We start from the raw sequence: 25,855 nt of genomic DNA, 5'->3' as shown, positions 1-25,855 counted from the left end.
GGCAGCGCGCCCGGGGGCGCGCCAAACTACACGGCAAGGGGGTCAGTCGTGGAACTGGTTGATCAGGCGGGAGAGGTTTTGCAGCCGCTCCACCAGCAGGGTGATGCCATCGAGGGCCTGACGGCTGTTGTCCGCGGTGTGGCTCGCCAGTTGGTGGATCTGGTGGATCCCCTGATCCAGGGTGCTGGTGACATCCGCCTGCTGGCTCACCGCCTGGGCTATCTCGTCGCTGGTGTGGGTCACCCGGGCCAGCATCCGGTTGATCTGGTCGAGCACCTCGGCGGTGGCCCCCATGTGCTGCTGGCAGAGCACTGATGTCTGGGCCCCCTGCTCCATGCCATCGGACAGTTGCCGGGTGCTCTGTTGCAGCGCCCCTATCATGTCGCTTATCTCGCCGGTGGAACTGCGGGTCTTCTGGGCCAGGGCCCGTATCTCGTCGGCCACCACCGCAAAGCCGCGCCCCTGTTCACCGGCCCGTGCCGCCTCGATGGCCGCATTGAGGGAGAGCAGGTTGGTCTGATCCGCAATCTGCCCGATCACCTCCAGAATGCCGTTGATCTTCTGGCTGTCCTGGGTCAGGCGCGCCAGCACGCCCTGGCTGGCGTCCAGCTCCTGATGAAGCCTGTCGACCGAATCCCGGGTGGTGGCCAGCGCCTGCTGGCCACTGGCGGACACCTGCTGGACCTCGCCCACCAGCGCATTGGCCTGGTGGGCATTGTCAGCCACATCGCGGATGGACTGGCTCATCTGGGTGATGGCCGCCGCCAGTTGCTCGCTCTGGGCCCGCTGCTGTTGCAGGTGAGTGTCTATGGTCTGGATATGCCCCCTGTCATCCTCCGCCGCCTGCAGGATCTGCTGGTTGGTGTCCGCGCTGCGACCTACCACGGCGCGCAGCTCCGCCTTCTTCATGCGCAGCAGCAGTTCAAGGGCGGCCAGGCTGTCCTGACGCCTGGCATAGAGCACCTGGCAAAGGGCGCTGCCCTGCTCCTCGCCCGCCGTGGCCAGCAGCCTGGCCAGCCGCCGTTGCAGATGCCAGCCATGTCCCATCTGGGCCAGCAAGCAGAGCAGAGTGATGACTCCCCACCCCGGCTGGCCGGTGACCAGACTGGCCCCCATGCCGAGCAGGGCGGTGCCAGAGAGCAGCAGACACAGCTGCCCCGGCTCCAGGGTCAGCCGGGTCAGCCAGGGCAGTGCCTTGCCGTCACGGATCCGGGCATAGAGCTGCTCTGCCCAGGCGATGTCGTGATCCTGGGGACGGGTGCGGACCGACTGGTATTCGATGATCTGCTGCTGATCGTTGAGAATCGGCGTGACGTAGGCGTTGACCCAGTAGAACTGACCACTCTTGGCGCGGTTCTTTACCAGCCCCATCCAGCTCTTGCCTTGTTGCAGGCGGCGCCACATGTCGGCGAACGCGGCCTTGGGCATGTCGGGGTGGCGGACCAGATTGTGGGGCTCCCCTTCCATTTCGGTCGCGCTGTAGCCCGCCACATCGCAAAAGTGCTGGTTGGCATAAGTGATGTGACTGGCGGGATCCGTGGTCGAGATCAGTGATATGTGATCGGGGAAACGGATCTCCCCTTCGTGCCGGGTTGTGGTCATGTGCGCATCCTGAATGAGCCAAGTAACTGATAAAGTTATTTTTTATTTTTGTGATTGTTACGGCGTCATTGTAGATGCGGACTGTTACACCACCTTGGCTTGGGTCAATAAATCAACACGGGAAAGGCTGAAAAAAGTCGTAGATGGCGGCTCAGCCGCGGGGAGTGAAGTCGTGGATCTCCCCCGTCCTCGGCTTGAAGCGGGGGTCATTGTCTTCTGCGCTGGCGACCCAGGCCATGGCCTGGCAGAAACTCTCCTGCTTGGCGAAGGCATCCCGGGCCTGATCGATGGCTCGTTCGGCATTGCGCCGCTCCATCTTGCTGGCCTTGCGGTCGCTGAACTGCTTCTGCTGGCTCAACATCCATTCGAGGAAGGCCTGGCGGCATTCGGTTTCATCGGCGGCCTTGGCGGGAAGGGCAACAAACAGGGCAATCAGGAGCAGAGCACGCATGGCAGGATCGGATCACGGGGTTGATGAATGAAAAGAGGCGGCATTTTATGCCGGGAACTTGAACAGGAACAGTGCCAGGAGGGGTCAGATGTCCCGACCCCTCCCCGGACTCAGTGTTTGACGAGGTAGAGCTGACGGCTGTAGGCCACGTCTTCCGGGTTGTTGATGGGATACCCCTTGAGCCAGGGCTTGATGAGCCGGGCATTGGTGTACTGGTAGATGGGGGCGATGGGGGCCTCCTTCTGCAAGATGGCCTCGGCCTCATCGAACAGGCGGGCCCGTTCTGCGGGATCCTGACTGTTGGCCGCCTGCGCCAGCAGCTTGTCGTAAGCCGGGTTGGCGAACCGGGCCATGTTGCCGCTGTGGCCCGATCCCCAGAGCCCGAGGAAGGCGGAGGGGTCGTTGTAATCGGCGACCCAGGAGGAGCGGATCACCTCGAACTGGCCGCTTTGACGGCTGTCGAGATAGGTCTTCCACTCCTGGTTGGTGAGCTCGACCCGGGCCCCCAGCTTCTGTTTCCACAGGTTGGCGATGGCCAGCGCCATCTTCTTGTGAATTTCCGCCGTGTTGTAGAGCAGGGTCAGCTTGAGGGGATTACTTGGGCCGTAGCCCGCTTCTTTCAGCAGGGCTCTGGCACGCTCGTCCAGCGCCTGCTGACTGCTGGTGGAGAGCAGATTGGGCTTGGGGTCGAAGTCGGCGGTCACGTCCGGGGTGAAGTGGTAGGCCGGTTTCTCCCCGGTGCCCAGCACCTTGTCGGCAATCAGGCCCCTGTCGATGGTGTAGGAGAGCGCCTGGCGCACCCGCACATCATTGAGGGGCGGGCGCTGGGTGTTGAAGGCGTAGTAGTAGGTGCCGAGCTGTTCCGGGGTATAGACCTCCCCCGGGATCTGGGCCATCAGGCTCTGGTACTGCTCCTTGGGGAAGGATTCGGTGATGTGCAGATCCCCGGCCAGATAGCGGTGGGTGGCCGCGCTCTCCTGGTTGATGGGCACGAAGGTGACGCGGGTCAGCACCGTGTGAGCGCGATCCCAGTAGTAGGGATTGGGCGTCAGCTCCAGTTTCTCGTTCACCACCCGGTGACTCAGCACGAAGGCGCCGTTGCCCACCAGCTTGCCGGGCTGGGTCCACTGGTTGCCATATTGTTCCATGCTGGCCCGGTGCAGGGGCGACAGGCTGGGATGGGTCAGCAGGCTCAGGAAATAGGGCACCGGCTGGGAGAGGGTCACCTTCAGGGTATGGTCATCGACGGCCTCCACCCCGAGCGCATCGGGGGCCAGCTTGCCTGCCACTATGTCGTCCACCTTGTCGAAGCGGGCGAGCTGGGCGAACCAGGCGAAAGTGGCGGCTTCCCTGGGGTCAACCAGCTTGCGCCAGCCATAGACGAAGTCGGCGGCGCGCACGGGGTCGCCGTTGGACCAGCGGGCATCCTGCCTCAGATGGAATGTGAACTGCCGGTTGTCCTTGTTCTCCCAGCTCGCGGCCACCCCGGGCAGCACCTTGCCGTCCGGTCCCTGGGTCAGCAGCCCCTCGTAAAGGTCCCTGAGGACCTGCAGCTCCGGCAGTCCCACCAGCTTGAGGGGGCTCAGGCTCGCCGGTTCATCCTTGAGATGACGGACGACGGCCTGTTCAGCGGCGAGTGGGGTACCGGGCGGCACATCGGCGGCCTGGACGCAGGCACAGCCCAGCAGGGCCAGCAGGGGGCTCCATCCTTTCATGGTGAATCCTTCAAAATGTGTGAAGCGGGGAGAAAACTCGGCGAGAATGCATCGCCGGCAGATGGGAAATCATGATATCCCCTTTGCTGGTCAGACCGCCAGCATGAGTCCCATGATATCCGATGCGGCTGTCAACGAGGGGGCGCCGTGAGCGCCAGGAAAAGGAGAGAGTGATGAGAGCATGGATCTTGTTGGCCTGCGTGCTGAGCCAGGGCGCCTGGGCGTTGTCCCCGTGCGAGAAGAGCAGCCCGGTGGGAAGCTGGTGCGAAGTGAACATAGAGGCGCTGCACCCCACCCAGGGCGGCGTGGGGCAGTTGCAGGTGGATACCACAGCCCGGGAGCTGGCGGACAAGAGCGAGAAGCAGCTCGACAAGCTGATGAAAAAGAAAGAGATCCCTATCGTCATCGCGCCGGATGGGGGTTACTGGCTGGTGGACAGGCACCACCTGACCAAGGCGCTGTGGCAGCAGGGGGTGAAGCAGGTCAGGGTCAAGGTGATTGCACGGTTGCAGGACAGGGCCAATTTCTGTAGCCAGATGCAGAACAACCACTGGGCCTGGCTCAAGGATGAACGGGGTCAACCCCTGACTCCCGAGCAGTTGCCCGGCCATATCGGTGAGTTGCCGGATTATCCCTACCGCACCCTGGCGGGGCTGTTGCAGGATGCGGGCTACTTCAGCAAGAAGGATCAGGTCTACTTCGTCGAGTTTGCCTGGGCCAGCTGGCTCGGCCAGCAGATGGCCTGGCAGCCGATCGATGAGGTCAACCTCGCGGATCGCCTCGCCGAAGCCAAACGGCTGGCGTGCAGCAGCAAGGCGGCGGATCTGCCTGGTTACCCCGGCAAGCAGTGTCGCGTCAATCCGTCACAAATTGCGAAATGAGCAAATATATTCACAAGAGAGGGCGACACCGGGTCGCCCTTTTTTGTATTCAGCGCCCAGTGAGTGGGCTCGAATGCTCTTGCCACTGCTTGGCCGCTTGCTCTAGCAGGGACACTTCCCCTTGCTGGATCCAGGGGAGCAGCGCCTGTACCTTTTCATCGGGCCAGTCCCACCAGGCCAGCGCCTGCAGTCGCACGATGTCGTCATCGCCGAAACGCATTCGCAGGACTTTGGCGGGCGTCCCTGCGACCATGGCGTAGGGGGGGACATCCTGATTGACCAGCGAGCGCGCTGCAATGATGGCACCATCACCAATACTGACTCCGGGCATAATCATCGTGTCCATGCCGATCCAGACATCATTGCCTATGCGGGTATCGCCAGCCGGTCGATAACTGCGCTTGAGTGCCTCCATCTCCAGAAACGGATAAGTACTGATGAAGTCGGTATTGTGGGTATGGTTGCCCCCCATCAGGATCTTCACACCTGCGGCGATCTGCACGTAGTCGCCGATGTGAAGTCTGTCGATATGCCATAGCGGTTCCCAGCCAGTGTCGGGATGGCGGCTAAAGCTGTCGCCATGTAGATAGCGTACGGCGGCGTCTTCGAACGGACCGTCCCAGGCGCCGGAGTAGTAGCTGTGCTTCCCTTTGAGACAGATGTTGGGATTGGTCACAGTCAGGTGCAGATATTCGACCTGAGACCAGTGCTTGCAGGGTTTCATCTTGGTATTCCCTCTTGTTGATGGATCTGGTTAGTGGCGTTCGATTGAGCGCAGCTAATAGATCCAGACCAGCATGCGGGGGATGCAGAGCAGGGAGCAGCCCAGCATTTGAGGGAGACGAGGCGTCATGAGTGATGCATGCAGTTGAATATCGAGGGTGAGGATCGTAATCGAGACGCCCCCAGGTAGCCAAGTGCTATAAAAACCAGCACAAAGGGTCTGGTTGATATTTGTTCTCGATTGGCCATGATACAGACTCCACTCGTGTCGGCAAAGGAGAGGAACATGGAACATCAGAACTGGCAACGTTACATGCTGGAGGCGGAGAATGCCCTTGGCATGGGGGCTCTGGGCACGGCGATCTGCCTCTATCAGCAGGCCCTGGGGGAAGTCTATGAGCTGGCCTCCGGGGATCTGGACGAACTGGCCAGCATGCGGGTCGCCACCTGTCACCGCATGGCCGACTTCTGGCGTGCCATGGAAGAGCCCGCCTATGAACTGCGCTACCTCAAGCTCGCCTCCGAGCTGGTCACCGCCCTGGTGCCCCAGTGCCCCAACCGGGAGTGCGAATCCCTCATCAGCGAGCTGGGCTGCTGTCGCGCTGCCCTGCTCTCCTTCTTGAAGCGCCACCCCAATCCGGAGATTGCCCGGCTTATCCAGGTGCAGGACAGGGTGCAGGGCTGCGAGCTGATAGGCCGGTTCCGTCTCAACTGAGTTCAGCGCCGTTTTTGCAGCTTGCTGGCGATGCGGCTTTGCGCCTCTTCCCCTTGCAGGGCCTGGGCGAAGGCGCGCGCTTCCAGGTCGATGACGAAATGCACCGCCTGTTTGAGCTCCTGCTTGAGCAGCGCCTTGCTCTTCTGGAGCGCCATCGGCGGCTTGGCCGCCAGTTTCAGTCCCTGCTCCCGAGCGAAGGGGAGCAGGTCCGCCGGGGCCAGCACCCGGTTGGCGAGCCCGAGACGCAGCGCCTCTTCTCCATCGATGGCCTCTGCCAGCAGCAACAGTTCCGCCGCCTTGAGGTGACCGACGGCGCGTGGCAGCAGCAGGCTGGCGGCAAACTCCGGCACCAGTCCCAGCTCGACGAAAGGCAGCTGCAGCCGGGCGTTGTCAGCCAGATAGACCAGGTCGCAGTGCAGCAGCAGGGTAGTGCCTATGCCGACTGCCGGGCCGCCCACGGCGGCGATCACCGGTTTGGGGAAGTCGGCCAGGGTGTGCAGAAATTGCAGGATGGGATCGTCCGGCTCAAGGGCGTGCTTGCCAACAAAGTCGGCCAGATCGTTGCCGGCGGTGAAGCACTCCGCCTGGCCCTGCAACAGCAGCACATGGACCTCTTCGTCCCGGGCGGCCTGGCGCAGTGCGTCGGTCAGCGCCAGATACGTCTGCGTGTTGAGGGCATTGCGCTTTTCCGGTCGATTGAAGGTCAGGGTGAGCAAGCCGTCCTGCTGTTCGGCCAGAATTGTGAGGGCCATGTCTGAATCCTTGTTGTCGGGGGCTGTCAAAAGCTTGCCACAGGGGTAAGCTTTGTCTCGTTTAACAACATCATAAAAGGATTTCAACCATGTTTAAACGTGCGTTTTATTCCACCATGGCACTGCTTCTGGCCGCCCCGGCCCTGGCCAAGGTCGACGCGGTCGATGGTTATGTGCGCCTGCTGCCCCCTGGCTCGCCGAACACGGCGGCGTTCATGGTGCTCAGGAACGATGGGGACAAACCGGTGAAACTGGTGGCGGGGGCGTCCCCTGAGGCGGGCCGTGTCGAGCTGCACACCCATTTGCACGAGAACGGCGTCATGAAGATGCGCCAGGTGGAGAGCATCGAGATCCCGGCCAAGGGGGAGGCCGTGCTCAAGCCCGGCAGCCTGCACATCATGTTGTTCGACATCCATACCCTGGCCCAGGGCACGCCCTTCCCGCTGACCCTGACCCTGGACGATGGACAGACGCTGTCACTGAGCCTGCCCGTGAAGCCGGTCGAACCCATGAAAGGGATGACGCACTGACATTTATGGACGCTTGTTCAGCTTTTTACTCTAGGTATTCCTTGCCCAGCGGGTAAAATGATGGCCTTTCCAGTCCAAAATGGAGCGAAGTGATGAAGAAGACCCTGATTGCCGGCACTGTGATGGCTCTGCTCAGCCATGGGGCCATGGCCGCCAATGACTGGCGTTTTGCGGCGGGTGCCGATCTGTGGAATGCCCAGGGAAGTGGCCAGGTCAGCAGCGTGGGTGCCGATGGCAGCTACGACGAGAACTACAACTGGAGCGGCTACCTGCAACTGGAGCACGGCATCCTGCTGCTGCCCAACGCCAAGTTCGAAATGTCCGACTTCAGCAGCAGCGGCGGCAGCTTCAACAACGATCTGCTGGCTTACGACCTGAGCCTCTACTATCGCCTGTTCAACAACGACCTGTTCCAGATCGACCTGGGTCTGACCGGTCGTCGCTACGACGGTGATTTCAACACCCAGCACTACTCCTATGACAAGGATGTGCTGATGGCCTACACCGGCGCCGAAGTGCGCATCCCGGGGACCGGCTTTGCCGCCTTCGGTGATGCCCGCGTGCAGGATGCCGACAACTACGACTACCGTCTGGGCGGCTCCTACAAGTTCTCTTCCGTGCCGCTCAAGATCCGCGCCGGCTGGCGTGAGGCCGAGATGGACTTCGACCGCGTCGATCAGACCATCGACGGCTGGTTCATCGGTGGTGAATTCACCTTCTGATCTCCCTGAGGAGCACACATGGGCCACATCATAGTGACTGGCGCGGGGTCCGGACTGGGCCGCGCCCTGACCATAGGGCTGGTTGAACGCGGCCATCAGGTTTCCATGATGGGTCGCCGTTACCAGAAACTGCAGGAGCAGGAAGAGCTGCTCGGCAAGGCGGTGATCGGCATTGCCGCCGATCTCGCACACCACGAAGAGGTGGATGTCGCCTTTGCCGCTGCGGTGGAGTGGGGCGGCCTGCCCGACATGGTGATCCACTGTGCCGGTGTCGGCGAGTTCGGCCCGGTGGGTGTCTACACCGCCGAGCAGATCCGCCGGGTGGTGGAGAGCAATCTCATCTCCACCATACTGGTGGCCCAGCAGACGGTGCGCCTCATCGGCGACCAGGGCGGCGTGCTGGCGAATGTGCTCTCCTCCGCCGCCCAGACCGGCAAGGCCAACGAGAGCCTCTATTGCGCCTCCAAATGGGGGATGCGCGGCTTTCTCGAATCCTTGCGGGCCGAGCTGAAGAGTGCTCCCCTGCGACTGGTGAACCTCTATCCGAGCGGGATCCGCAGCGAGTTCTGGGAGAATTCGGATCACGTGGATTCGAGTGGTTTCATGACGCCGGAAGACGCGGCAGCCTACATGCTGGATGCGCTGGCCGCGAGAAGCAGCTGCCATGTGACCGATCTCTTTATCGGTCGCAATGCCTGAAGCGCCGTGAACCGGCCCCGTCGCCAGATGACAAGGAAAAAAAGCGCGCCATTTGGCGCGCTTTTTCATTGATGTGCAGTGCTAAATTATCTGCTTGCCTGCCTCTCTTTACGCCGGGCCATCATGGATTTGAAGGCGGGGAAATTCAGTGCCGACATGGCATGGATGATTGATGATGCATATCGGCACATATTATTTCCGAGTCGCATATTCCCGCAGGAAGGATGGAATCACCTGTTTTGGCTTCTTGCCAAGGGTCAGCAGCAATGCAAAGTCCGGGTCGATAATGCCATGTCGACACGCCAGCTCTTCCAACAAGGCAAGCCAGAGGTGGGCCGTCACCTCTGCATCCGCCAGGGCACGGTGAAACACCCCGTCATTGGGCAGGCTCCGGTATTGCACCAGGGTACCCAGCTTGTGATCCGGGGCATCGGGAAACAGGCGCCTCGATAGCAGCAGGGAACAGGCGAACTGGCCGCGGTATTGCGCCGGCAATCGCTCTATTTCCGCATCCAGAAAGCGCTTGTCGAAGGAGGCGTTGTGGGCGACCAGATTGTCATCACCGATAAAGTCGACGAAATCCGCCATCACCTCGTTACAGGGGGGAGCCTGTTTCAGCATGGCATTGCTGATCCCGGTATATTGCTCGATGAAACTGCTCACGTTGAAGCCCGGATTCATCAATGCCGAGAAACGCTCACTGATATGACCATCCTTGATTCTGACGGCACCGATCTCGATGGCTCTATCCCCTTGTCCGGGTGAAAGCCCTGTGGTCTCGAAGTCGAGCACGACAACGGTATTGGCTGAGGCGATGGACATAACTTCTCGGGCAAGCTGGGTAAAGAGCGCCAGTCTAGGAAATCAGCCGTACCGTGTACAGGGCAATGCAGTTATCTCATTGGTTCACGCTGGAGACGCATTTTTGTGCATCATGGCTGAGAGCCATATAAAAAGCCCCGAATGCCGTGGCACTCGGGGCTTTCCTATGAAAAGCGAAAGGCGGTGTCGGCGTTATCAGCGACCCAGCTTGGCCTTGAGCAGGGCAACGATCTCGCCGATGGCCACTTCCTGCTTCTCGCCGGTGCGGCGGCACTTGTACTCCACCACGCCGTTGTCCAGACCACGGTCACCGATGACGATGGCGTGGGGCACACCGATCAGCTCCATGTCGGCGAACATCACACCCGGGCGCTCCTTGCGGTCGTCAAACAGCACGTCCACACCGGCGGCTTTGAGCTCGGCGTAGAACTGTTGCGCCTGTTCGGCCACGCGCTCGGATTTGTGCATGTTCATCGGCACGATGGCCACTTCGAACGGGGCGATGGCATCCGGCCAGATGATGCCGTACTGGTCGTTGTTCTGCTCGATGGCCGCAGCCACCAGACGGGAAACCCCGATACCGTAGCAACCCATCTCCATGGTGACGGACTTGCCGCCTTCGTTCAGCACGCTCGCCTTCATCGCTTCGGAGTACTTGGTACCCAGCTGGAAGATGTGGCCCACTTCGATACCGCGCTTGAGCAGCAGCTTGCCCTGGCCGCACGGGCTCGGGTCGCCTTCCACCACGTTGCGCAGGTCGGCCACTTCGTAAGCGGCGATGTCGCGATCCCAGTTGGCACCGGTCAGGTGGAAACCGGTCTCGTTGGCGCCGCAAACAAAATCGCTCAGATGGGCGGCGCTGCGATCGACGATGATGCGACCGGCAAAGCCGACCGGGCCGATGGAGCCTGCGTCGCAACCGGCGGCCGCTTTGATCTGCTCGTCATTGGCGAAGGTCAGCGGGTTAGCCACGCCAGAAAGCTTCTCGGCCTTGATTTCGTTCAGCTCGTGGTCGCCACGCAGTACCAGGGCGATGACGGCCTGTTTGCCGTGCTCGTCTTCCTCGGCCAGTACCAGCAGGGTCTTGGCGATGGCGGTCGGCGCCACGTTCAGGAAAGCGGCCACTTCGTCGATGGTGTGGACGGCCGGGGTGGCCACCTTGGTCAGGGCTTTGGTTGCGGCAGCGCGCTCGCCAGCCGGTGCCAGGGCTTCGGCCATCTCGATGTTGGCGGCGTAATCGGATGTATCGGAGAAGGCGATCAAGTCTTCACCGCTCTCGGCCAGCACTTGGAATTCGTGGGAGCCGGTGCCCCCGATGGAGCCGGTATCGGCCTGCACCGGGCGGAAGTTCAGACCCATGCGAGTGAAGGCGGTGCAGTAGGCCGCGTGCATCTTCTCATAGGTATCGACCAGGGAGGCCTTGTCGATGTGGAAGGAGTAGGCATCCTTCATCAGGAATTCGCGGCCGCGCATCACGCCGAAACGGGGGCGCACTTCATCGCGGAACTTGGTCTGGATCTGGTACAGATTCAGCGGCAGTTGCTTGTAGCTGTTCACTTCGTAACGGACCAGCGCGGTGATCACCTCTTCGTGGGTCGGCCCCAGCACGAAGGGGCGGTTGTGACGGTCGGTCAGGCGGCACAGCTCGGGGCCGTAGTCATCCCAGCGGCCGGACTCCTGCCACAGCTCGGCGGGCTGTACCACCGGCATGGATACTTCGACGGCACCCGCATTGTTCATCTCTTCGCGGACGATGTTTTCAATCTTCTTCAGGACCCGCAGGCCGGTCGGCAGCCAGGCGTACATGCCGGAAGCGAGTTTGCGGATCATCCCGGCGCGCAGCATCAGCTGGTGGCTGACAACTTCAGCGTCGGAGGGGGTTTCCTTGAGAGTGGAAAGCAGATATTGGCTGGTACGCATCGCGGTAGACCTTCGCTAGTTCGGGCGGCTTGGCCCTGGAAAATTTCAAGTGCGGAATTTTAACAGGCGAAGCCCCCCGGCCCAAGGGCTAAATTCAGCGGCGCTGGGGGGAGGGCGGGGGCCTTGCTCCGCCCGCACTAGACCCGAAATTGCGACAGCAACTGCTGTTGCTGCTGGCTGGCCTGATGGAGGGAGGAGGCCAGTTGCAGGCACTCCTGGGCTTCCTGTTCGCCCGTCTGGGCCTGCAGGCTGATATCCGAAACCTTGCCCGTGGTGTGCCCCAGGGTGTGGGAGAGCTGGCTGGTCGCCTCTGCCACCTGTTGCACCATGTCGGCGAGCTGATCGATGGCCTCTTCTACCTTGAACAGGATCTGTTTGGTGTTGTCGGAGTCCGCCATACCCGATTCCACGGTTTTCAGGTTGCGTTGCATCATCAGATAGGCCTGCTCTGTCTGCTGCTGGATGCTGTTGATCACGTCCGTTATCTCGGCGCTGGAGGTGGCGGTGCGATTGGCCAGGGTGCGCACCTCGTCGGCCACCACGGCAAAACCGCGCCCCATCTCGCCCGCCCGGGCGGCTTCGATGGCGGCATTGAGTGCCAGCAGGTTGGTCTGCTCCGAGATATTGCTGATGGTGGAGATGATCTGGCCAATCTGCCCTGCCTGCTCCTTGAGGGCGTTGATGGCGGTGGCACATTCACCCACCTCCATGACCACCCGCTGCATGCCGGCGGTGGCGGAGGAGACATACTGGCTGCTTTGCGTGGTGAGCTGGCGCACCTCGTTGGCGTTGTGTGCCGCCAGGTTGCAGTTGTCCGAGATGGTGGTGGCCACCTGCACCATCCGCTCGCTGTCGTGGTGCAGCGCCTGGGCATGCGCTGCGGTCTGGCGGCTGCTCTGGCTGATGGCCTGGACCCGGTTGACCGAGGTGTGCACGTGCTGGTTGATGTGCCGGTTGTTGTCCATGGTGGCGCTGATCATCTTCTGCAGCTTCTCGATGAAGCGATCCACGCTGCCGGCCAGGGAGCCAATCTCGTCGTCGCGTGAGAGGTTGATGCGGGCATTGAGATCTCCCTCCCCGGCGGCGATGTCCTGCATGCGCTTGTCGACCTGGAGTAGCGGGCGAACAATGGTGCGTACCAGCCAGAAGCCGCAGCAGGTGACGATCAGCAGGCTGAGCAGCAAGCCCCCCAGGATGAGTCCCCTGGTGTAGTCGATGATGGCGTTGAGCTGGTGAACCTGATCCTCGACGGTGGCGTCCCCCTGGGCCTCGACCTCGACCAGAGCCAGCCTGAGCTGGTCGGCACTGTCTTCGTAACGGGCCAGCTGGTTCTGATAAGCGCTCAGGGCTGTGGTCCATTCACGGATCAGGCGGGCATTGTCGGCTTGCAGGGCGCGATACTGGGTGGAGAGCATTTGGCCTGCAAACTCCCCGTCACCGGGCACATCGAACTGGCCGGTTGCCAGCATGCCGTCAACCGCGTCCTGATAGAAGCGGGTGGCTTGTGCCAGCTCGGCCTGGATGGCAGGAGTGGGGCCTTCGCTCTGCATCTTCTCCAGCGCATAGAGCTGGCGCAGGAATCCGATGTTGGCCTCCATGCCGCCATCGGCCGCCTGCCAGCGGGTCGCGAGGCCGCCGTTCCAGCTGATGGCCTGATCCGGTGAGCGGGTGAGGCTCTCGACGGCCTCGTCACCGATCACCTCCAGCCTGGTCGAGAGGCGTGACATGCGTTCCGAACTGGCGCGCAGCGCCTCATCGGCGCTCGTGAAGGTGCGATAGAGGGTCAGCAGCTGTGCCTGCTCTTGCTGATAGGTCTGCTCATGTTGCTTCAGCGTGGTAATGGCCGCCGCATCGATGAGCCCGCCTTGCTCCACCCGGCGCAAAGCGTCGCTGGCCGCCTCTTTGGCCCGTTGCAGCTCCGGTGCGTCGAGGGGGATCCCCGAGAGCATTTTCTGGATATAGAGCGACTGGTTGCCGAGTTCGATGGAGCCCTCCATGGCACCATCTGCCGTCTGCCAGGCGGCACCCAGGACGTAGGAGAGCAGATCAGCCAGCCGCTGGCTGCCATACCAGCCGATCCCCCCCATGCCCAGGGTGCAGCCGAGCAGAATGGTGAGTCCGAGGTTGGATGTGGTGACGATTTTCATGATTCAAGCCTTCCCTGGTGCCGAACAAGACCATTTCAGTGTTCAATCAATGACGAAGATGTGCCATCCCCGATGGAAAATAAAGTGACAGACTGTGTTCTGAACGAGGGAAATGGCCGGGTATGAAGAGCGGGTCATCCCATGATCTGCATGGACCTATGCTGGATACTTATCCAGTTATTCTTTATGCTATGACCCAATTTGCGAGAGTCTGCGTGGCGAGGAAAAGAACATGATCGGTCGCTTGAGAGGCGTCATCATCGAGAAGCAACCCCCCGAGGTGTTGCTGGAAGTCGGAGGGGTGGGATATGAGGTTCATATGCCCATGAGCTGCTTCTATGATCTGCCCGAACTCGGGAAGGAGGCCGTCATTCACACCCACTTCGTGGTGCGTGAAGATGCCCAGCTGCTCTACGGCTTCAACCACAAGCAGGAGCGGGCGCTGTTTCGCGAGCTGATCAAGACCAACGGGGTCGGCCCCAAGCTGGCCCTGGCCATTCTCTCCGGCATGACGGCCACCCAGTTTGTGATGAGCGTCGAGCGCGAGGAGATAAGCTCCCTGGTCAAGTTGCCCGGCGTGGGCAAGAAGACCGCCGAGCGCCTGGTGGTGGAGATGAAAGACCGCCTCAAGGGCTGGGTCAGCCACGATCTCTTCTCCCCGGCCGAAATCACCCTGCCCGCGAAAGAGAGCCCGCTGCGTGCCCCGGATGCGAGCGAGGAGGCGGCCAGTGCACTGGTGGCCCTCGGCTACAAGCCGCAGCAGGCCAGCCAGATCGTCAGCAAGGTGGCCGCCGACGGCATGTCGGTAGAGGAGATCATTCGTGAATCCCTGCGCAGCCTGGTGTGAGGTAGACAATGATTGAAGCGGATCGCCTCATCTCGGCCGGTGCCGCCCGTGAGGACGAGATCATCGATCGGGCCATCCGGCCCAGAAAGCTGGCCGATTACACCGGACAGGATCACGTCTGCGATCAGATGGAGATCTTCATCGAGGCCGCCCGCCAGCGCGGGGAGGCCCTCGATCATCTGCTGATCTTCGGGCCTCCCGGCCTTGGCAAGACCACGCTGGCCAACATCGTCGCCAACGAGATGGGGGTCAACATCAAGACCACCTCGGGCCCCGTGCTGGAGAAGGCCGGCGATCTGGCGGCACTCCTCACCAACCTAGAACCGAACGATGTGCTCTTCATCGACGAGATCCACCGTCTCAGCCCGGTGGTGGAGGAGGTGCTCTATCCGGCCATGGAGGACTACCAGCTCGACATCATGATAGGGGAGGGGCCAGCGGCCCGCTCCATCAAGCTCGATCTCCCTCCCTTCACCCTGATCGGTGCCACCACCCGGGCCGGCTCCCTCACCAGCCCCCTGCGTGACCGGTTTGGCATCGTGCAGCGCCTCGAGTTTTACAACGTCAAGGACCTGACCGACATCGTCTCTCGCAGCGCCCGCTGCCTCGGGCTCGACATGACGGAAGACGGCGCTCTCGAGGTAGCCCGTCGCTCCCGGGGGACGCCGCGCATTGCTAACCGTTTGTTAAGGCGGGTACGAGATTTTGCCCAGGTGAAGTCTGACGGGCGAATTGACGGACCCATTGCGGCCCGAGCCATGGACATGCTGGACGTGGACAATGAAGGTTTCGACTTCATGGATCGCAAGCTATTGTTGGCCGTCATCGACAAGTTTATGGGGGGGCCCGTCGGGCTCGACAACCTGGCCGCCGCCATCGGTGAGGAGAAGGACACCATAGAAGACGTGCTGGAACCTTATCTGATCCAGCAAGGCTATCTGCAACGTACACCCAGAGGGCGGATCGCAACTCAGAGAGCCTACGTACACTTTGGTCTGGAACGACCGGCAGATCAGTAGACGTTGCGATATGAACCAAAAAGCCGCCCTTGAGGCGGCTTTTTGTTTTGCAGGCAAAAAAAAGCCCACGGCACAGGCGGTGGGCAAAGACAATTCAGGATGGATGTTCACAGACAGTGAGCGCGTCTGCAGACCGGTCGGGAAAAAACAGAGGAGCCGTCGCGAGGCTTCAGAGTCGGTTCATTTGATAGAGTTGAACGAAAGAAAGCTTGTAGTAACGGATGGTCTTGGCAACAAACTTTTTCATCATTAATCCCAACAAACAGGTTCGAAATGTTCATCGAATACGTACCGGGAACCCGGAATGACCGGCCTGTATTCAGAGGTATGCCCTCACTGCGAGGCGCATTGTAGGAGCTCTTTCCGGGTGGGGCAAACAAGAAAATCTATGGGCTTTTGATTAGATAAACTAATGATTTTGGTGGGGGTGTCAATCCGCATAAACATGTGTTTTTACTGGGTTTAAATTGATTTTTGGATGAGCCTGGCCATTTATTGAAATAATCGAGATGCGAAGGCTTTATTTCCGGGGTTGCGTATTTGTTTAACAGAATTGAAACTATTTTAGTGAGTCATAAAATTGATTTAAATCAATTATTTACGACTTATCGTTTTTTTGTGATGAAGCTCCCATAATTAATGGGGAAAGCCCCATAAGTTACCTTGAAAAAACATGTATTGAGGGCGGTTTTACATTGATTTCAATCAAATAAAGGTGATATAAAACAGCGATCATTATAGGCGGGAATAGAACCCTGGCTATTGTTTATTAGATGTTAAACATTAGCTTTTTTTGTTCCTGTATATTGCCTTGTTGTTAATGTGGTGGCAGTCGAATCCGGTCAGTCCGCGAGGGGTGACCGACCGTTCGGGGACTTCCAATGGAAGCTTTGTCCTTAAAACTTAAAATAGCCGTGCCAATAATCGGTGAGGAAACATCATGATTGCTGAGCATGTGGTAGACCTATCGCGGTTCCAATTTGCTGCGACGGCCCTTTATCACTTCCTGTTTGTACCCTTGACGCTGGGGATGGCCTTCATCCTGGCGATCATGGAGTCTGTCTATGTGATGACCAACAACACAGTGTACCGGGACATGACCAAGTTCTGGGGCAAGTTGTTCGGTATCAACTTTGCCCTCGGGGTTACCACCGGGCTCACCATGGAGTTTCAGTTCGGTACCAACTGGGCTTACTACTCCCACTATGTCGGCGACATCTTCGGGGCCCCGCTGGCCATCGAAGGCTTGATGGCCTTCTTCCTGGAGTCCACCTTCGTCGGTATGTTCTTCTTCGGTTGGGATCGTCTCAGCAAGCGCCAGCACCTGGCGGCTACCTGGCTGATGGCGCTCGGGACCAACCTCTCCGCACTGTGGATCCTGGTCGCCAACGGCTGGATGCAGAACCCGGTGGGTGCCGAGTTCAACTTCGAATCCATGCGCATGGAGATGGTGAGCTTCGCCGACCTGGTGTTCAACCCGGTTGCACAGGTCAAGTTCGTCCACACCGTGGCGGCAGGCTATACCACGGGCGCCATGTTCGTGCTCGGGATCTCCTCCTATTACCTGCTGAAGAATCGTGATGTGGCGTTCGCTCGTCGCTCCTTCGCCATCGCGGCCGCGTTCGGCATGGCCTCCATCCTCTCCGTGCTGGTGCTGGGTGACGAGTCCGGCTACGAGACCGGGGAAGTGCAGAAGGTGAAACTGGCGGCCATCGAGGCCGAGTGGAACACGGAGCCGGCTCCGGCATCCTTCACCCTGTTCGGGATCCCGAACCAGGAGGAGATGCGCACCGACTACGCCATCAAGATCCCCTATGCCCTCGGCATCATCGCCACCCGTTCCCTCGACGGTCAGGTGACTGGTCTCAAGGATCTCAAGAGCGAGCATGAGCTGCGCGTGCGCAACGGCATGACCGCCTACGACCTGCTGACCAAGCTGCAATCCGGTGACAAGTCCGACGATACCCGCGCCCGCTTCGACGAAGTGAAGCAGGATCTGGGCTATGGTCTCCTGCTCAAGCGTTACACCCCCAACGTGACCGACGCCACCGACGAGCAGATCAAGGCTGCCGTGGATGACTCCATCCCGCAGGTACTGCCGCTGTTCTTCGCCTTCCGCATCATGGTTGCCTGCGGCATCCTGATGCTGGTGCTGATCGGTCTGGCCTTCTATGACAGCACCCGCCACAAGATCGGCGAGCGCAAGTGGCTGCTCAAGGCGCTGCTGTACGGCATTCCGCTGCCCTGGATCGCCATCGAGGCTGGCTGGTTTGTCGCTGAGTATGGTCGTCAACCCTGGACCATCGCCGAGATGCTGCCGACTTATGTCTCTGCATCCAACATTCCTGCGTCCGAGATCTGGTTCTCTCTGATCGGGATCTTCCTGTTCTACACAGTACTGCTGATCATCGAGATGTACCTGATGTTCAAGTATGCGCGCCTGGGCCCAAGCAGCCTGAAGACGGGCAAGTACCACTTCGAACAGAGCAAGGCATAAGGAGAGTGACCCATGTTTGATTACGAACTGTTGCGTCTGGTCTGGTGGGTGCTGGTCGGCGTGCTGCTGATCGGGTTTGCCATCACCGACGGTTTCGATATGGGGGTGGGCGCCCTGCTCCCCTTCGTCGGCAAGAAGGATGTGGAGCGTCGCGTGATGCTCAACACCATGGGGCCGCACTGGGAAGGCAACCAGGTCTGGCTGGTGACCGCCGGTGGAGCCCTGTTCGCCGCCTGGCCCATGGTCTATGCGGCGGCCTTCTCCGGCTTCTACATCGCCATGATCCTGACCTTGATGGCGCTGTTCTTCCGTCCGGTCGGCTTCAAGTACCGCTCCCTGCAGGAAGACGCCAAGTGGCGCTCCAACTGGGACTGGGCTCTGTTTGCCGGTAGCGCCATTCCCCCTGTTATCTTCGGGGTGGCGTTCGGCAACCTGCTGCAGGGTGTACCGTTCAGCTTCAACCAGTTCCTGATGATGACCTATCACGGCAACTTCTTCGGCCTGCTCAATCCGTTCGGTCTGCTGGCCGGTCTGGTGAGCCTCTTCATGATCATCACCCAGGGTGCAACCTGGCTGATGATGAAGACCGAAGGTGAAGTGCTGGCGCGCTCTCGCACCGCCGCCATGATCTTCTCCCTGCTGACCCTGGTGCTGTTCGCCCTGGCCGGTGTCTGGGTGAGCGGCATGGATGGTTATGTGATTGTGGGCTCCGTCGCCACCGACGCCGTCACCAACCCCCTTCACAAGGAAGTGGTGGTGCAGGCCGGTGCCTGGATGCAGAACTACAACCTCTATCCCTGGATGATTGCCGCACCCGTGCTGGGTCTGGTGATGTGTCTGCTGACCGCCGTGGCGGCCAAGCTGGACAAGGGTTGGGTGGCGTTCCTGTTCTCCTCCCTGGCCATCGCCGGCATCATCCTGACCGCGGGCTTCTCCATGTTCCCGTTCGTGATGCCTTCGAGCCTCGAGCCGTCCCAGAGCCTGACCATGTGGGATTCCACCGCCTCCTTCAACACCCTCAAGGTGATGACGGTAGTCGCAGTCGTCTTCGTGCCGACCGTGCTGGCTTACACCATCTGGACCTACATCAAGATGTTCGGCCGGGTGAGTAACAAGCACATCGAAGACAACCAACAATCGCTCTACTAAGAAGGTGCCCTGATATGTGGTATTTCACCTGGATCCTGGGGCTGCTGCTGGCCTGTGCGTTTGGGATTATCAATGCGCTCTGGCTGGAGCACACCGAGAACCTGGATCGTCAGATTGATGAAGACAAGTGACAGGCTCGCCCGGCTGGCCGCTCCTCTGGAGCGCCAGCCATGGCAAGGTCTGATGCTGCTGGCGGCGGCCCTGCTGGCTGTCGCCATCTTGCAGGCGCCCAACCTGGTCGCGGCCAACACCAGTGAGCACGGCCTCTGGCTTGCGCCCTGGCTGATGTGGGCGGTCTGTTGCGGTGTCATGCATGGACTGGGGTTTCACCCGCGCAGCCTGGTGGGTCGCGTGCTGTTCTTCCCCTGGCTCGCCCTGCCCAGCCTGCTCTACGGGCTCTGGCTGACCAGCAGCTACTACCTGCCATAAATGATGAAGGAGGTCGGCATCAGCCCACCTCCTTCTTCTTTTTTGGGGGGCGTGCCGTCGCCCGGTCAGAGCGACAGAACCTCGCTCGTCACGCCGCTCGCAGCCACTGCTCTTGTCCGCTTTTCTTGCGATGCTGACAGCCCTGTGGTCTTCGGCCTGTCGGCGCCGCAGCACGCCATAAAAAACAGGGTGAGAGGGGATTTCCCTGTCTCCCCCTGCTTCTTTCCTATTCAGCCCTGCGCTATGATAGCCCCCCATCTGACTGTCGAATGGATCACAGATTTTTATGGGGGAAGTCTCTGAGTTTCCGGTGCGTGTCTACTACGAAGACACGGATGCCGGAGGCATCGTCTACAACGCCAATTATCTCAAGTTTATGGAACGGGCCCGCACCGAATTCCTGCGCGCAGGCGGCATCGAACAGGATGTCCTGCTGCAGGCGGGGATCGCGTTTGTGGTGAGTCGCGCCGAAATCGACTTCCGCGCGGCGGCCCGCTTCAATGAACTGCTGACCGTAATGACGCAAGTAACTGAGGTGAAACGCGCTTCCATGCGTTTTTCACAGCAGATCCTGGCGGCTGATGGACGGCTGATCACTCAGGCCATGGTACAGATCGCCTGTGTCAGTCATCCGCAAATGAAACCTGTTGCAATACCTGAAAAAATCAAGGGAGTGCTGTTAAGTGCACGCTGAAATTTCGTTTATTGGCCTGTTCTGGCAAGCCAGTCTGTTGGTGAAACTGGTCATGATGACCCTGATGGGCATGTCGGTCGTCTCCTGGGCGCTGATCATCCAGCGCTCCAAGGCCATCAAGGCGGCCAACCTCGCCTCGGAGCAGTTTGAAGACAGATTCTGGTCCGGGGTCGACCTCAATCGTCTCTACCAGGAGTCCTCCTCCCGTCGTGACGACATCGAAGGCATGGAAGACATCTTCTACTCCGGCTTCAAGGAGTATGCTCGCCTGCTCAAGGCCGGTGCCCGCGGTCAGGATGCGGTGATGGACGGTACCTATCGCGCCATGCGCGTTTCCCTGTCCCGTGCAGTGGACGATCTCGAGTCCAACCTGCCGGTATTGGCGACCATCGGCTCCATCAGCCCCTATATCGGTCTGTTCGGTACCGTCTGGGGGATCATGAACGCCTTTATCGCTCTGGGCCAGGTTCAGCAGGCGACCCTGCAGATGGTGGCACCGGGTATCGCGGAGGCGCTGATCGCCACCGCCATGGGTCTGTTTGCCGCCATCCCGGCCGTTATCTTCTACAACCGCTTCACCAACAAGGTCGAACGGCTGGAAAACGCCTACGCCAACTTCATGGACGAGTTCACCACCATTCTGAACCGCCAAATCGCACAGCAGGGTGAGAAGTAATGCAAACCTATCAGCGGCTCAAACGCAAGAAGGTCGCCGAGATCAACGTGGTGCCCTATATCGACGTCATGCTGGTGCTGCTCATCATCTTCATGGCGGTCACGCCCGTGATCACGCAGGGGGTCAAGGTCGACCTGCCCCAGGCGGAGTCCGAGCAATTGCCGGAAGACTCCAAGCCGCCTTTCATCGTCAGCGTCAATACCGAGGGTGAGTACGTCATCAAGGCCGGCGAGGCGGATGACGAGCCCGTACCGAGCGGCACCCCAGAGGCGATGCAGCAGTACATCACCGAGAAGGCCATGGGCTATCTGGCCATCAACCAGAACGCGCCCGTGGTGGTCGCCGGTGACAAGTCCGTGCGCTACGAGGAGGTGATCCTGCTGATGGTGGCCCTCAAGAAAGCCGGTGTGCCTCAGGTTGGTCTGATGACGGATCCGGTGAACTGACGGAGATGGATGTGAAGCGTGGTATTTCCGGTTATCTCGTCGCGTCGCTGCTGCTGCATCTGATCATCGGCATCATCCTGCTGGTCGGTGTCGACTTCAGCAAACCCAAGCGCCCCGAGTCCAAGGGACAGATCGTCAATGCGGTCATGATGGACAGCGAAATGCTGGAGCAGCAGATGCAGCAGATGCAGCAGGTCCAGCAGCAGAAGCAGGCCCAGCCCAAGGCTGCACAGCAGCAGAAGGACAAGGAAGACGCTGAGCGCGTCAAACGCGAGCTGGCACAGGAGCAGGAGCGTCTGCGTATCGCCGAGACCAAGCGCAAGCAGGCCGAAGAGGCGACCCGCAAGGCCGAAGCCGACAAGCAGAAGAAAGAGGCTGAACAGAAGCAGGCGGAAGAGAAGGCCCAGAAAGCCGAGGAAGCCCGCAAGCTGGAAGAGCAGAAGACCAAGAAGGCCGAAGCCGAACGCAAGGCGGCGGAAGAGGCCAAGGCGCTGGCGCTCAAGAAGAAAAAAGAAGAGCTGGAGAAGAAGCAGGCTGAAGAGAAGGCCAAGGCGGAAGAGGCCAAGGCCAAGAAAGCGGAAGCCGAGAAGAAGGCCAAGGCCGAAGCCGAGAAAAAGGCGAAGGCGGAAGCCGAGAAGAAAGCCAAGGCCGAGGCCGAGAAGAAGGCGAAGGAAGAGGCTGACAAGAAGGCAAAAGCTGACGCAGAGAAGAAGGCGAAGGCCGAGGCCGACAGAAAGGCCAAGATTGAGGCGGAGCGCAAGCGCAAGGCGGCCGAAGAGGCCAAGTTGCAAAAAGAGATGGAAGCCATGATGGAGCAGCAGTTGGCCGCCGAGGCCAATGCGCGCAGTCAGGCAGCATCGGCAGCCGCCAAGGGCGAAGTCGACAAGTATGCCGCCCTCATCAAGGCCACGGTCGAGCGTTACATGATTTTGGATCCCACCATGCGGGGCAAAACATGTACTATCGGTGTCAAGTTGGCCAGTAGCGGCTTCGTCATCTCGGTGGACAACGGTCAGGGTGATCCGGCGGTCTGCCGCTCCGGCAAGGCGGCGGTTCTGAAGGCCAACCAGTTGCCGGTGCCGAAGGATCCGGCGGCATTCGAGATGTTGAAGGAGTTTAACCTCAAGTTAGAACCGAGCATCTAAGCGTGATAGAACGGGGTCAATGACCGTGGTTGGCAGCATCTGCTGATAAAGGGATTTCACCTCTCATTTTTTTGGAACAGAGTATTTAAGCCATGATAAGAAAAGTGTTTTTTGCTTTGGTTGGCTGCCTTCTGCTAGGCCAGAGCGCTCAGGCGGCCTTGGACATCGTCATCACCGGCGGTATCGACAGTGCGCGCCCCATCGCCATCGCCCCCTTCAAGTGGGAGGGCAATGGCCAGTTGCCGCAGGATATCGCGGAAGTGGTCTCCAACGACCTGATGCGCAGCGGCAAGTTCAAGCCGCTGGCCCGTGGCCAGATGCCACAGACGCCGAGCACCAGCGGCGAGATCAACTTCGCACCCTGGGCTTCCCAGGGGGTCGAAGCCGTGGTGGTCGGCTCCATCGCCGCCGTGGGTGATGGTACCTACAAGATCAACTTCGAGTTGGTCGACGTCCTGAAAGGCCAGCTGGCCAAGACCCAGGGCGGTGAAGCGAACGGTTACATCCTGGACAGCCGCATGGCGACCATCCCGGGTGCCCAGATGCGCCAGTTTGCCCACCGCATCTCCGACATCGTCTACGAGCGTCTGACCGGTGAGCGTGGTGCCTTCCTGACTCGTCTGGCCTATGTCTCCGTGCAGCAGGGCACCCAGTTCCCGTATCAGCTGCGGATCTCCGACTACGACGGCTACAACGAGAAGACTCTGCTGCGCTCCCGTGAACCCCTGATGTCCCCGGCCTGGTCGCCGGATGGCAGCAAGCTGGCTTACGTGAGCTTCGAGAACCAGAAGTCCGAGATCTATGTGCAGGACATCTACACCCAGCAGCGCAGTCTGATCACCAGCTTCCGTGGCATCAACGGTGCGCCGGAGTGGTCTCCAGATGGTCGTCGTTTGGCTATTGTTCTGTCCAAAGATGGGCAGCCTGACATCTATGTCGTTGATGTTGCTAGCAAGCAACTCACTCGAGTCACAAATAACCGTACCATCGACACCGAACCCTCCTGGATGCCGGACGGTCAAACTTTGCTGTTCACCTCTGAACGTGGTGGCAAACCCCAGATTTATAGCGTAAATTTGGCGACTGGCATGACTCGCCGGATGACCTGGGAAGGGGATTCCAACCAGGGGGCATCCATCACACCGGACGGCAAGTCCATGGTGATGGTGACCCGGGTTCAGGGACAATATCGCATCGCTCGCCAGGATATGGAAAATGGAGCCATGCTGGTACTGACCCAGAGTGCTCTGGATGAATCGCCAAGTGTGGCTCCCAATGGCAGCATGATCATTTATGCCACCATCTATCAGGGTCGTAAGAGTCTCGCATTGGTGTCGACCGACGGTCGCTTCAAGGCAGTGCTTCCGACCAGTAGCGGTGAAATTCGTGCACCAGCTTGGTCGCCCTTCTTGAATTGATAAAAATCGATTGTTTTTTGTTTTGTTATAAAGGTTTAAGGAAATAGCATGCAACTCAATAAACTGCTCAAGGGTCTGGCCATCGCACTGCCACTGTTCACCCTGGCTGCCTGTAGCTCCTCTTCCGACTCCGACGCCGCTGGCGCCGAGTCCGGCATGACCGACGGCATGGGCGGTGTACAAACCGGCGGCGCCAACGGCATGTTGTCCCCGGAAGAGCAGATGCGTCAGAAGTTCGAAGCGCTGCAACGCGACAACGTGATCTACTTCCCGTACGATGGTTACGACATTCAGGGTCAGTACGCCGACCTGCTGGATGCCCACGCCAGCTACCTGCGTGAACGTCCGAGCGTCAAGGTATTGATCGAAGGCCACGCCGACGAGCGCGGTACGCCGGAATACAACATCGCGCTGGGTGAGCGTCGTGCCAAGGCTGTTGCCAAGTATCTGCAAACCCTGGGTGTGCAGGCCGAGCAGCTCTCCATCGTCAGCTATGGCGAAGAGAAGCCGCTGGATCTGTCCCACACCGAGGAAGCCTTTGCCAAGAACCGCCGTGCGGTCCTGGTTTACTAAGGTTTGAGTCGAACGAAGTTCGTTTATATGCAAGCGGCCATTTCGATGGCCGTTTTATTTGCACTAAACGTCAAGGTTTGATCCGAATGAAATCTGTATCAGCGAGCGATTATGCGCTGGCCGTTTTATTTGCACTAAACGCTAAGGTTTGATCCGAATGAAATCTGTGTACAAGCAAGCTGGTGTTGCGCTGGCCGTGTTGGTTGCTTTGAATGCGCAAGCGGCGGCACCCGTGAGCGATCTGAGCGGGGATTCTGGCAGCAGCGGCGTGGTGCTGAGCGGCAACAATGGTGCCATCGTACCGACCGGCAGCCTGGAAGACCGGGTTGCTCTGCTGGAGCGTACCCTCAACGCCCGTCTGCGTCTGCAGGCCGAACTGCAGCAACAGGTCGACTCCCTGCAAGGGGAGGTCTCCGAGCTGCGTGGTCAGCTGGAACAGCAGACCTACCAGATGGAGCAGTCCCAGGAGCGCCAGCGCCAACTCTACCAAGAGCTCGACAAGGTGGCCAACAGCCAGCCTGCCGCCGCGCCCGCAACACCTGCTGCAACGCCTCCTGCCGCGGCAGCCAACTACTCCACCAACCAGGATGAGAACCAGGCCTACGACGCGGCCGTGAACATGGTGCTCAAGGAGAAGAACTACGACAAGGCCATTCCTGCCTTCGAAGGGTTCATCAAGCAGTTCCCGAACTCCAGCTATGTTCCCAATGCCCACTACTGGCTTGGCCAGCTGATGTTCAACAAGGGCGACAGGGCGGGGGCCGCGAGCCAGTTCTCCACGGTGGCGAACAAATACAGCAAGTCACCCAAGCGGGCCGATGCCCTGCTGAAACTCGGCATGCTCGCCCAGCTTGACGGCAAAAAAGCAGAGGCCAAGGCCTTCTATGAGCAGGTGATCAAGGGTTACCCCAACACCTCGCCGGCCCAGCTGGCCAAACAGAGTCTGGCCAAGCTGTGACATTGCTGCATGTCACTGTTTTCGTAACACTCTTGTAAAGAACTCTCTGCTTTGTATGCGCAGTGAACAATCAGATTTAATTTAAGATTTTTCTATTGCGCCAGGATGATAAATCCGTAATATAGGCCGCCGTCAGAGCCGGAGCAGTAATGCAGTCGGCACTGGTCGTGGTGAGGGTCGTTAGCTCAGTCGGTAGAGCAGTTGACTTTTAATCAATTGGTCGCTGGTTCGAATCCAGCACGACCCACCATTTCTTCACAGCAGGTGAAGACAATATTCCCAGGTCGTTTAGCTCAGCTGGGAGAGCACCTCCCTTACAAGGAGG

General features: G+C 59.8%; 27 protein-coding genes and 1 tRNA gene. 20 read left to right on the top strand and 8 right to left on the bottom strand.

The window, feature by feature from the left end; translation table 11 throughout:
• Positions 1-42 precede the first annotated feature (42 nt).
• From BGO64_RS11925 to BGO64_RS11915, 3 genes are all read right to left on the bottom strand, one after another.
• Positions 43-1,602 carry a methyl-accepting chemotaxis protein gene (locus tag BGO64_RS11925; RefSeq protein ID WP_210600064.1) on the bottom strand — a complete coding sequence of 520 codons (1,560 nt, stop codon included), beginning with the start codon at positions 1,600-1,602 and terminating at the stop codon, positions 43-45.
• 151 nt (positions 1,603-1,753) lie between these two features.
• Positions 1,754-2,053 carry a hypothetical protein gene (locus BGO64_RS11920; RefSeq protein WP_010672856.1) on the bottom strand — a complete coding sequence of 100 codons (300 nt, stop codon included), beginning with the start codon at positions 2,051-2,053 and terminating at the stop codon, positions 1,754-1,756.
• A gap of 110 nt (positions 2,054-2,163) precedes the next feature.
• On the bottom strand, positions 2,164-3,768 hold the full coding sequence (locus tag BGO64_RS11915) for a peptide ABC transporter substrate-binding protein (protein ID WP_128296424.1): 1,605 nt from the start codon (positions 3,766-3,768) through the stop codon (positions 2,164-2,166).
• Positions 3,769-3,941: 173 nt separating this feature from the next.
• Here BGO64_RS11915 and BGO64_RS11910 point away from each other — a divergent pair, with 173 nt between their 5' ends.
• Positions 3,942-4,649 (top strand): ParB-like protein, encoded by a 708-nt coding sequence (locus BGO64_RS11910; protein ID WP_286700721.1) that lies wholly within the window; start codon positions 3,942-3,944, stop codon positions 4,647-4,649.
• Positions 4,650-4,698: 49 nt separating this feature from the next.
• Here BGO64_RS11910 and BGO64_RS11905 read toward each other — a convergent pair whose 3' ends face one another.
• Complete coding sequence (locus tag BGO64_RS11905; RefSeq protein ID WP_043155848.1) at positions 4,699-5,373, bottom strand: CatB-related O-acetyltransferase; 675 nt, start codon at positions 5,371-5,373, stop codon at positions 4,699-4,701.
• A gap of 285 nt (positions 5,374-5,658) precedes the next feature.
• Between BGO64_RS11905 and BGO64_RS11900 the strand changes: the two genes are divergently transcribed.
• Positions 5,659-6,087, top strand: coding sequence for a DUF2753 family protein (locus tag BGO64_RS11900; RefSeq protein ID WP_010672859.1), 429 nt, complete (start codon positions 5,659-5,661; stop codon positions 6,085-6,087).
• A gap of 2 nt (positions 6,088-6,089) precedes the next feature.
• Here BGO64_RS11900 and BGO64_RS11895 read toward each other — a convergent pair whose 3' ends face one another.
• Complete coding sequence (locus BGO64_RS11895) at positions 6,090-6,839, bottom strand: enoyl-CoA hydratase-related protein (RefSeq protein WP_286700720.1); 750 nt, start codon at positions 6,837-6,839, stop codon at positions 6,090-6,092.
• 89 nt (positions 6,840-6,928) lie between these two features.
• Here BGO64_RS11895 and BGO64_RS11890 point away from each other — a divergent pair, with 89 nt between their 5' ends.
• The 3 genes from BGO64_RS11890 (at position 6,929) to BGO64_RS11880 (ending at position 8,790) form a co-directional block, all read left to right on the top strand.
• A complete protein-coding gene (locus BGO64_RS11890) occupies positions 6,929-7,369 on the top strand; it encodes a copper chaperone PCu(A)C (protein WP_286700719.1) in 441 nt (146 codons plus the stop codon).
• Positions 7,370-7,461: 92 nt separating this feature from the next.
• Complete coding sequence (locus BGO64_RS11885) at positions 7,462-8,091, top strand: TIGR04219 family outer membrane beta-barrel protein (RefSeq protein WP_043155850.1); 630 nt, start codon at positions 7,462-7,464, stop codon at positions 8,089-8,091.
• A gap of 18 nt (positions 8,092-8,109) precedes the next feature.
• Positions 8,110-8,790 (top strand): SDR family oxidoreductase, encoded by a 681-nt coding sequence (locus BGO64_RS11880; RefSeq protein ID WP_103244239.1) that lies wholly within the window; start codon positions 8,110-8,112, stop codon positions 8,788-8,790.
• A 192-nt stretch (positions 8,791-8,982) separates the two neighbouring features.
• On the opposite strand, the gene BGO64_RS11875 is transcribed toward BGO64_RS11880, so the two are convergent.
• The 3 genes from BGO64_RS11875 to BGO64_RS11865 form a co-directional block, all read right to left on the bottom strand.
• A complete protein-coding gene (locus BGO64_RS11875) occupies positions 8,983-9,612 on the bottom strand; it encodes a 3'-5' exonuclease (RefSeq protein WP_049635944.1) in 630 nt (209 codons plus the stop codon).
• Positions 9,613-9,807: 195 nt separating this feature from the next.
• On the bottom strand, positions 9,808-11,532 hold the full coding sequence (locus BGO64_RS11870; RefSeq protein ID WP_286700718.1) for a proline--tRNA ligase: 1,725 nt from the start codon (positions 11,530-11,532) through the stop codon (positions 9,808-9,810).
• Between the two features lie 137 nt (positions 11,533-11,669).
• Complete coding sequence (locus BGO64_RS11865) at positions 11,670-13,679, bottom strand: methyl-accepting chemotaxis protein (protein WP_286700717.1); 2,010 nt, start codon at positions 13,677-13,679, stop codon at positions 11,670-11,672.
• 232 nt (positions 13,680-13,911) lie between these two features.
• Here BGO64_RS11865 and ruvA point away from each other — a divergent pair, with 232 nt between their 5' ends.
• The 15 genes from ruvA to BGO64_RS11790 all read left to right on the top strand — a co-directional run bounded on the left by ruvA (position 13,912) and on the right by BGO64_RS11790 (position 25,780).
• Positions 13,912-14,526: a Holliday junction branch migration protein RuvA gene (ruvA, locus tag BGO64_RS11860; protein WP_010672867.1), complete on the top strand. Its 615-nt coding sequence runs from the start codon at positions 13,912-13,914 to the stop codon at positions 14,524-14,526.
• 8 nt (positions 14,527-14,534) lie between these two features.
• Positions 14,535-15,545, top strand: coding sequence for a Holliday junction branch migration DNA helicase RuvB (ruvB, locus tag BGO64_RS11855; RefSeq protein WP_045523367.1), 1,011 nt, complete (start codon positions 14,535-14,537; stop codon positions 15,543-15,545).
• A gap of 10 nt (positions 15,546-15,555) precedes the next feature.
• Positions 15,556-15,798: a hypothetical protein gene (locus BGO64_RS11850; protein ID WP_029313687.1), complete on the top strand. Its 243-nt coding sequence runs from the start codon at positions 15,556-15,558 to the stop codon at positions 15,796-15,798.
• Positions 15,799-16,485: 687 nt separating this feature from the next.
• The gene (locus tag BGO64_RS11845; RefSeq protein ID WP_010672869.1) at positions 16,486-18,042 is read left to right on the top strand and encodes a cytochrome ubiquinol oxidase subunit I; all 1,557 of its coding nucleotides are present in this window, start codon (positions 16,486-16,488) and stop codon (positions 18,040-18,042) included.
• 12 nt (positions 18,043-18,054) lie between these two features.
• A complete protein-coding gene (cydB, locus tag BGO64_RS11840; RefSeq protein WP_010672870.1) occupies positions 18,055-19,191 on the top strand; it encodes a cytochrome d ubiquinol oxidase subunit II in 1,137 nt (378 codons plus the stop codon).
• Positions 19,192-19,205: 14 nt separating this feature from the next.
• Positions 19,206-19,322, top strand: a complete 117-nt coding sequence (gene cydX / locus BGO64_RS11835) for a cytochrome bd-I oxidase subunit CydX (protein ID WP_005331536.1) — start codon at positions 19,206-19,208, stop codon at positions 19,320-19,322.
• Positions 19,309-19,620, top strand: a complete 312-nt coding sequence (locus tag BGO64_RS11830; RefSeq protein WP_124244088.1) for a cyd operon YbgE family protein — start codon at positions 19,309-19,311, stop codon at positions 19,618-19,620. The genes cydX and BGO64_RS11830 overlap by 14 nt, the downstream gene beginning before the upstream one ends.
• Before the next feature lie 286 nt (positions 19,621-19,906).
• Positions 19,907-20,314 (top strand): tol-pal system-associated acyl-CoA thioesterase, encoded by a 408-nt coding sequence (ybgC, locus tag BGO64_RS11825; RefSeq protein ID WP_286700716.1) that lies wholly within the window; start codon positions 19,907-19,909, stop codon positions 20,312-20,314.
• Positions 20,304-20,990, top strand: coding sequence for a protein TolQ (gene tolQ, locus BGO64_RS11820; RefSeq protein WP_010672873.1), 687 nt, complete (start codon positions 20,304-20,306; stop codon positions 20,988-20,990). The genes ybgC and tolQ overlap by 11 nt, the downstream gene beginning before the upstream one ends.
• A complete protein-coding gene (tolR, locus tag BGO64_RS11815; RefSeq protein ID WP_010672874.1) occupies positions 20,990-21,436 on the top strand; it encodes a protein TolR in 447 nt (148 codons plus the stop codon). Before tolQ ends, tolR begins: the two co-directional genes overlap by 1 nt.
• 5 nt (positions 21,437-21,441) lie before the next feature.
• Positions 21,442-22,581, top strand: a complete 1,140-nt coding sequence (gene tolA / locus BGO64_RS11810) for a cell envelope integrity protein TolA (protein WP_286700715.1) — start codon at positions 21,442-21,444, stop codon at positions 22,579-22,581.
• Positions 22,582-22,673: 92 nt separating this feature from the next.
• On the top strand, positions 22,674-23,999 hold the full coding sequence (gene tolB / locus BGO64_RS11805) for a Tol-Pal system beta propeller repeat protein TolB (protein ID WP_010672876.1): 1,326 nt from the start codon (positions 22,674-22,676) through the stop codon (positions 23,997-23,999).
• Between the two features lie 48 nt (positions 24,000-24,047).
• Positions 24,048-24,572, top strand: a complete 525-nt coding sequence (pal, locus tag BGO64_RS11800; RefSeq protein WP_010672877.1) for a peptidoglycan-associated lipoprotein Pal — start codon at positions 24,048-24,050, stop codon at positions 24,570-24,572.
• A 157-nt stretch (positions 24,573-24,729) separates the two neighbouring features.
• Entirely contained in the window at positions 24,730-25,530 is an 801-nt protein-coding gene (gene ybgF / locus BGO64_RS11795; protein ID WP_194860015.1) for a tol-pal system protein YbgF, read from the top strand.
• Positions 25,531-25,704: 174 nt separating this feature from the next.
• Positions 25,705-25,780 (top strand) — tRNA-Lys (locus BGO64_RS11790).
• The last annotated feature ends 75 nt before the right edge of the window (positions 25,781-25,855 follow it).

The organism is Aeromonas sp. 62-46, assembly GCF_001898585.1.
Lineage (GTDB): Bacteria > Pseudomonadota > Gammaproteobacteria > Enterobacterales > Aeromonadaceae > Aeromonas > Aeromonas caviae.
This window is presented reverse-complemented; position numbering and strand designations above follow the sequence as displayed.

What these genes read in the sequence shown, in the direction of transcription:
- BGO64_RS11845 (WP_010672869.1), top strand. Translation starts at nt 16,486, where the DNA reads ATGATTGCTGAGCATGTGGTAGACCTATCGCGGTTCCAATTTGCTGCG.
- BGO64_RS11925 (WP_210600064.1), bottom strand. Translation starts at nt 1,602, where the DNA reads ATGACCACAACCCGGCACGAAGGGGAGATCCGTTTCCCCGATCACATA.
- BGO64_RS11895 (WP_286700720.1), bottom strand. Translation starts at nt 6,839, where the DNA reads ATGGCCCTCACAATTCTGGCCGAACAGCAGGACGGCTTGCTCACCCTG.
- ruvA (WP_010672867.1), top strand. Translation starts at nt 13,912, where the DNA reads ATGATCGGTCGCTTGAGAGGCGTCATCATCGAGAAGCAACCCCCCGAG.
- BGO64_RS11890 (WP_286700719.1), top strand. Translation starts at nt 6,929, where the DNA reads ATGTTTAAACGTGCGTTTTATTCCACCATGGCACTGCTTCTGGCCGCC.
- BGO64_RS11905 (WP_043155848.1), bottom strand. Translation starts at nt 5,373, where the DNA reads ATGAAACCCTGCAAGCACTGGTCTCAGGTCGAATATCTGCACCTGACT.
- ybgF (WP_194860015.1), top strand. Translation starts at nt 24,730, where the DNA reads ATGAAATCTGTGTACAAGCAAGCTGGTGTTGCGCTGGCCGTGTTGGTT.
- BGO64_RS11885 (WP_043155850.1), top strand. Translation starts at nt 7,462, where the DNA reads ATGAAGAAGACCCTGATTGCCGGCACTGTGATGGCTCTGCTCAGCCAT.
- ruvB (WP_045523367.1), top strand. Translation starts at nt 14,535, where the DNA reads ATGATTGAAGCGGATCGCCTCATCTCGGCCGGTGCCGCCCGTGAGGAC.
- cydX (WP_005331536.1), top strand. Translation starts at nt 19,206, where the DNA reads ATGTGGTATTTCACCTGGATCCTGGGGCTGCTGCTGGCCTGTGCGTTT.
- BGO64_RS11865 (WP_286700717.1), bottom strand. Translation starts at nt 13,679, where the DNA reads ATGAAAATCGTCACCACATCCAACCTCGGACTCACCATTCTGCTCGGC.
- tolB (WP_010672876.1), top strand. Translation starts at nt 22,674, where the DNA reads ATGATAAGAAAAGTGTTTTTTGCTTTGGTTGGCTGCCTTCTGCTAGGC.
- BGO64_RS11915 (WP_128296424.1), bottom strand. Translation starts at nt 3,768, where the DNA reads ATGAAAGGATGGAGCCCCCTGCTGGCCCTGCTGGGCTGTGCCTGCGTC.
- pal (WP_010672877.1), top strand. Translation starts at nt 24,048, where the DNA reads ATGCAACTCAATAAACTGCTCAAGGGTCTGGCCATCGCACTGCCACTG.
- BGO64_RS11900 (WP_010672859.1), top strand. Translation starts at nt 5,659, where the DNA reads ATGGAACATCAGAACTGGCAACGTTACATGCTGGAGGCGGAGAATGCC.
- tolA (WP_286700715.1), top strand. Translation starts at nt 21,442, where the DNA reads ATGGATGTGAAGCGTGGTATTTCCGGTTATCTCGTCGCGTCGCTGCTG.
- BGO64_RS11850 (WP_029313687.1), top strand. Translation starts at nt 15,556, where the DNA reads ATGAACCAAAAAGCCGCCCTTGAGGCGGCTTTTTGTTTTGCAGGCAAA.
- BGO64_RS11870 (WP_286700718.1), bottom strand. Translation starts at nt 11,532, where the DNA reads ATGCGTACCAGCCAATATCTGCTTTCCACTCTCAAGGAAACCCCCTCC.
- BGO64_RS11875 (WP_049635944.1), bottom strand. Translation starts at nt 9,612, where the DNA reads ATGTCCATCGCCTCAGCCAATACCGTTGTCGTGCTCGACTTCGAGACC.
- BGO64_RS11910 (WP_286700721.1), top strand. Translation starts at nt 3,942, where the DNA reads ATGAGAGCATGGATCTTGTTGGCCTGCGTGCTGAGCCAGGGCGCCTGG.
- tolR (WP_010672874.1), top strand. Translation starts at nt 20,990, where the DNA reads ATGCAAACCTATCAGCGGCTCAAACGCAAGAAGGTCGCCGAGATCAAC.
- ybgC (WP_286700716.1), top strand. Translation starts at nt 19,907, where the DNA reads ATGGGGGAAGTCTCTGAGTTTCCGGTGCGTGTCTACTACGAAGACACG.
- BGO64_RS11880 (WP_103244239.1), top strand. Translation starts at nt 8,110, where the DNA reads ATGGGCCACATCATAGTGACTGGCGCGGGGTCCGGACTGGGCCGCGCC.
- BGO64_RS11920 (WP_010672856.1), bottom strand. Translation starts at nt 2,053, where the DNA reads ATGCGTGCTCTGCTCCTGATTGCCCTGTTTGTTGCCCTTCCCGCCAAG.
- BGO64_RS11830 (WP_124244088.1), top strand. Translation starts at nt 19,309, where the DNA reads ATGAAGACAAGTGACAGGCTCGCCCGGCTGGCCGCTCCTCTGGAGCGC.
- cydB (WP_010672870.1), top strand. Translation starts at nt 18,055, where the DNA reads ATGTTTGATTACGAACTGTTGCGTCTGGTCTGGTGGGTGCTGGTCGGC.